The following is a 2,859-nucleotide window of genomic DNA, read 5'->3' as shown; positions in this document are numbered from 1 at the left end:
CATTCTTGGCCAAATCGATACCAAATCTGATAACTTGCATGACGGACGGTCTCCTCTGCTGGAGTTAATCACAGCCCAGTTTGGCACATTCGATGCCGCAAGGGGCCGTCCACCCATCATTCTAGGGTCTCCGCGACGCTTTGCGTCGCTCCGCCCTAGAATGACGAAGCCTTCTACCCCTGCGCCTGCCTCGCCTCAGCGGCCGGCGCGTCCACCTCGCGCCGTTCCGCCCAGCCGTCCAGCCAGTCGCGGCTCTGCATTTCGACAAGACGCGAGGCGGTGCGCTCAAATTCGAAGACTTCCGTGCCGCGCTTGGCCGTGTAAAGCCGTTCGGGCGGCGCCGCTGCGCTCATCACCAGCCGCATGCGGTGATCGTAGAGCGTGTCGATCAGAAGGATGAAGCGCTTGGCCTCATTGCGCTTGCCTTCGCCCAGCACCGGCACATGGTCGATGAAGACGGTCGAGAAACGGCCGGCGAGCGCCAGATAGTCGCGCGCGCCGAGCGGCTTTTCGCAAAGGTCGGCGAAGGAAAAGCGCGCCGCGTCGCCGGCGGCGCGCGGCACGACGAGCTGGCGGCCTTTCAGCGTCAACGTCACCTCTGCCGTCGGCTGGCCCTGTGTCATCGCCTTCCAGGCCTCGTCCAGGGCCCGCTCGGCCGCGGCGTCGTCCGGCGTGACATAGACAGGCTGCCGGTTGAGCTTTTCCTGCCGGTAGTCCTTGTCGGCGTCGAGCGTCATCACCGCCGCGTTGCGTTCGAGCAGCGAGATGAACGGCAGGAAGAGCTGACGGTTCAACCCGTCGCGATAGAGGTTCTCGGGCGCCACGTTGGAGGTGGCGACCAGCACCACGCCATTGGCGAACAGCGCCGAGAACAGGCGCGACAGGATCATCGCGTCGGCGATGTCGGTGACGGAAAACTCGTCGAAGCACAGCACCCAGGCCTGGTCGGCCAGCGCCCGCGCCACCGGCGGGATCGGATCGTCTTCCTTGACTGTGCCTTCCTTGCGCGCCTGTCGGTGCTTCTGGATGCGGTCCTGCACGTCGGCCATGAAGTCGTTGAAATGCACGCGGCGCTTGCGCCGGACCGGCAACAACTCGAAGAACATGTCCATCAGCATGGTCTTGCCGCGGCCGACGGCGCCGTGGATGTAGAGGCCCTTGACCGGTTCGCGCGGCTGCCGCTTGGCCGCGAACAGCCAGCCCAGCGCGCTCGATTTATGCGCCAGCCTTTTGGCCGAGATCTCGTCGATCAGCCGGTCGAGCGCGGTGACGATGCGCTCCTGCGCCGGATCGCGCTCGACCGCGCCGCTCTGGACGAGATGGTCGTAGCGCTGCCTGACGGTCGCATGGGTCTGGAGGCCGTCACGCAGGTGCATGGATCCGGTCATTTGCTTTTTGAGCGGAACGCTCGAGGAATGGCCCGAGTGTGTTGAGATTCAGGTCAGGCCGAGTCGAAAATGGTGGTTTCCGGGAACCGGAGCGGAGCGTACCTGAAGTACGTGAGCACCGGAAGCGCGGGAAGCCGGCATTTGCAGACCGGCCTCACCTGAATATCAGCACACTCTCGCCCTATCTTGTAAGCGAGATGGGCTGCCCATTGGAAGTCTGCCCGTCGAACTTTTCGCCGCCCGACGAATAGAGCCTGGCCAGCGTGCCGCCATTTTCGTCGTAAAGCGTCAGCTGCTTGCCGGCGACGTTCCACGACTTGATGCCGTCGATCGGCGCCGGGCAGTGCAGCGGACCGGCGCGGTAGCCGGCGCCGAACTTGGTCTGCGGCGTCGCCACCTTGCAGCTCTGCCCGGAGACATTGACATTCCACACGCCGGCGACGCTGGCCGCGGTGAGATCGGTGGCGCCGGCCGGCGCCGTGCCGTCCGGCGGCAGCGAGGCGACCTGGGTGTTCTTCGGCGCGGTCGGGAATTGGGACGCGTCGGCGGTGCCGGGGGAAGCCGGCGGCGGCAGCTGATTCTGCGTCACCGTGCCGGATGGCGCCGGCGTCAGCGGCGCCGGCTGCTGGTCGTCCATCGACGAGAAGCGCGAGGTCGAGCAGCCGCTCGCAACCAGCGCGGCCAGCGATACGGCCACAAGGCCAGTTCTGGAAAAGGGGCCAGTCTTCGAAAAATTCATTCCAACCTCCGTCGGATCTGGCCGGGGGGAGCCATCCGCGTAATGTTCGCTTCCACCAAGATGGCGAAGGTGGCAGAATTTCAACCCGATATGGTTAAAATAGGGTTTTCGAACCAGCTGTTGCAAATTTATCGCAACAAACGGCCCACACCGGAAAGCCACCCGAGGCATTCGTCTAAACCGTTGAAATATCGATATTATATCCGTGCGCTCGGCACGAACACATAGCCGTCCGGGCCGACGATGTAGCATTCGCGCAGCCCATGCGGCTTGTCGATCGTGCCGGCCAGCACAATGTGGCCGAGCGCCGCCGCCTTTTTCTCGACCGCATCCGGATCGGCGCCGTAAAGGCGCAGCTCTATGCCGACGCCGCGTGTCTCGGCGCCCGCGATGACGCCCGTCATCGGATTGTCGAGAAAGCTATGGTCGGCATGCAGCATGAAGATCGAGCCCAAAAGCTCGATCGCCGCGAAATCCTCGTCGGCATAGATGATCCGGGCGCCGAGCACGTCGCGGCAGAAAGCCTCCATCGCGGCCATGTCGGTGACCAATAAGTTGACGCCGACCCCATGCGGCAGCGAGCGGCCGAAATCCTCGGCCTTCATCCACGGTGTCTTGGTTCGCTTCATCGCCATGACGGCCGTCCCCTCTCTCCCGATCCTAATTGAACCGGGCTTCGCCCGTTGGCATTCGCCAGCAAAATGTTTGCGCCAGGCGGGCGCGTCCTTATCT

The 2,859-nt window shown here is 64.0% G+C and carries 3 protein-coding genes; all 3 read right to left on the bottom strand.

Translation table 11 applies throughout. From position 1 onward, the window contains the following. Window positions 1-173: 173 nt before the first annotated feature. The 3 genes from zapE to EOD07_RS29170 all read right to left on the bottom strand — a co-directional run bounded on the left by zapE (window position 174) and on the right by EOD07_RS29170 (window position 2,762). Window positions 174-1,376, bottom strand: a complete 1,203-nt coding sequence (zapE, locus tag EOD07_RS29180) for a cell division protein ZapE (protein ID WP_127237811.1) — start codon at window positions 1,374-1,376, stop codon at window positions 174-176. Between the two features lie 193 nt (window positions 1,377-1,569). Next, the gene (locus tag EOD07_RS29175) at window positions 1,570-2,127 is read right to left on the bottom strand and encodes a protease inhibitor Inh/omp19 family protein (protein ID WP_127237810.1); all 558 of its coding nucleotides are present in this window, start codon (window positions 2,125-2,127) and stop codon (window positions 1,570-1,572) included. A gap of 197 nt (window positions 2,128-2,324) precedes the next feature. Continuing rightward, window positions 2,325-2,762, bottom strand: coding sequence for a VOC family protein (locus EOD07_RS29170; RefSeq protein ID WP_127237809.1), 438 nt, complete (start codon window positions 2,760-2,762; stop codon window positions 2,325-2,327). Window positions 2,763-2,859: the final 97 nt, after the last annotated feature.

Source organism: Mesorhizobium sp. M2C.T.Ca.TU.002.02.1.1 (assembly GCF_003997225.1).
The sequence above is the reverse complement of the archived record's forward strand: the minus strand, read 5'-3'. Positions and strand labels throughout refer to the sequence as shown.